Origin of the sequence: Embleya sp. NPDC127516 (assembly GCF_044765325.1) — a bacterium.
Lineage (GTDB): Bacteria > Actinomycetota > Actinomycetes > Streptomycetales > Streptomycetaceae > Embleya.
This window is the reverse complement of sequence record NZ_JBIWJT010000096.1, coordinates 1-2,128: the sequence shown is the minus strand read 5'-3', so window position 1 is coordinate 2,128 and position 2,128 is coordinate 1. Positions and strand designations below refer to the sequence as shown.

Sequence of the window (2,128 nt, the reverse complement as noted above, 5' to 3'; positions counted from 1 at the left end):
TGTGGGCTTCGTGTTTCCCGGGGTCGTCCCGGGCCGTGGGTCGTCCGGGTTACTTGACCGATCCGGCGGTCAGGCCCGATACGACGTGCTTCTCGATGTAGGCGAACAGGATCACGACCGGCACGATGGCCACCACCGATCCCGCGAACAGGTATTGCCATTCGACGCGGTAGGCGCCGAGGAAGCTGTTGATGCCGACGGTGAGGGGTTGTTTGTCCGGTGTGGTCACCAGCACGAGTGCCACGGTGAATTCGTTCCACGCGGCGATGAAGGTGAAGATGACCGCCGTGACGATGCCGGGCATGGCCAGGGGGAGGGTGACCCTGCGCAGTGCCCCGAGACGGGAGGCACCGTCGATCATCGCGGCCTCCTCCAGCTCGACCGGGATCGCGCTGAAGTAGGCGGTCAGGATCCACACCGAGAAGGCCAGGTTGAACGCGCCGTTGACCAGGACGAGCGCCCAGTACGAGTCGAGCAGGTCCAGGATGTAGAACTCGCGGTACAGGCCCACCAGCAGTGAGGTGGGCTGGAACATCTGGGTGACGAGCACGAGCATCAGGAACACGCCCCGGCCGCGGAAGCGTTTGCGCGCGGTGTAGTACGCCGCGGGCAGGGAGACCACCAGCACCAGGAGGGTGGACATGCCGGCGACCAGGAGCGAGACCTTGAGGTTGTCGCCGAGGGTGGACTTGTCCCACACGTCGACGAAGTTGGCCCATTCGAACCTCGAGGGCAGGTAGCCGTCGCCGGTCAGTTCGTCCTTGGGCCGCAGCGCGGTGATGCCCATCTCGATGTAGGGGGCGACGAAGACGATCGCGATCACCCACGCGAGCGCGCCGAACCACAACTGTTTGTGGCTGTACTTCGAGCCCCCGAGCACGGACTTCCTTCTTCCGGGCCCCTTCCCGCCGGCGGAGGCGCCCGGGGATTGCCTTCCGGTGGCGCGGGTGTCGGGCTTGCGGCCGGCGGCGGTGCTCGTGCTCATCGGTCGGTCTCCTTGTTCCCGCGGCTGACGACGAGGAAGAACGCGACCAGGACGATGATCATCGCGAAGTTGGCCACGGACATCGCGGCGCTCTCGCCGATGTCGGACGCCTTGAGCTGGTACATGAACACCGTGGTCGTCGCGGTCTCGTAGCCCGGTCCGCCGTTGGTCATCGCCCAGATGATCGGGAACGAGTTGAAGACGTTGATCAGGTTGATCACCACCGCGACCAGGATCGCGGGCCTGAGCAGCGGGAGGGTGATCGACAGGTAGGTGCGCCAGGTGGACGCGCCGTCGATCTTGGCCGCCTCGTACACCTCGCCGGGCACGGTCTGCAGGCCCGCGAGCAGGGTGTAGGTGGTGAACGGCAGGGACACGAAGACGGCGACCGCCATCATCCACGGCATCGCGGTGGACGGCCTGCCGAGCCAGTCCTTGCCGGCGTCCATCAGGTGCAGGTCGACCATGAGCGTGTTGATCGCGCCGTGGCTCTCGTGCAGCATCCATTTGAAGACGACGGCGGTCATGAAGACCGAGGCCGCCCACGGCACGATCATCGCCCAGCGGGCGAACCGCCGGCCGGGGAAGTGCTGGTTGAACAGTTGCGCCAGGAACAGCGACAACACGAGCGTGACGGCCACGACCACCAGCACCCAGACCACGGTGTTCCACAGCACGGCCACGAAGTCCGGCTCGTCGAACAGCTTGGTGTAGTTGTCGGTGCCGTTGGATCCCACCACGATGCCGGTGCGACGGATGCGCTGGAAGGAACTCCAGACCATCACGACCACGGGCCACAGGACCACGACACCGATCAGGAGGACGGCCGGGCCGATCCACGGCAGCGGGGCCAGCGCCTTCTTGACTCTGGTGACGACGGAAGGCGCTCTGCGTACGGCGGTTTCGGCCACGGGGCCGTCCTCCTCCTTCGGTGCTCGGACGTATCTGTGGTGCGTCAGCTCTTCTGCTGCGCGACCGCCGCTTCGGCTTCCTTCTGGAGCTGGTCCAGCACGTCCTTGGGCGACTTGCCGGAGACCGCGCTGCCCAACTGCTCCTTGATCTTGGGCGAGAGCACGTCCCACGCGACGTCGTTGAGCGGGTAGAACTTCGCCTTCGGGAGCAGGTCGATGTACGGCTTGAGGC

2 protein-coding genes and 1 pseudogene are annotated in these 2,128 nt (G+C 65.9%); all 3 read right to left on the bottom strand.

Annotated features, from left to right (window positions below; genetic code table 11):
- Positions 1–49: 49 nt before the first annotated feature.
- On the bottom strand, positions 50–985 hold the full coding sequence (locus tag ACIRL2_RS51345) for a carbohydrate ABC transporter permease (RefSeq protein WP_402242705.1): 936 nt from the start codon (positions 983–985) through the stop codon (positions 50–52).
- Positions 982–1,896, bottom strand: a complete 915-nt coding sequence (locus ACIRL2_RS51340) for a carbohydrate ABC transporter permease (protein WP_402242703.1) — start codon at positions 1,894–1,896, stop codon at positions 982–984. Before ACIRL2_RS51340 ends, ACIRL2_RS51345 begins: the two co-directional genes overlap by 4 nt.
- Positions 1,897–1,940: 44 nt before the next feature.
- A pseudogene (locus tag ACIRL2_RS51335) lies at positions 1,941–2,128 on the bottom strand (sugar ABC transporter substrate-binding protein); the annotation flags it as partial.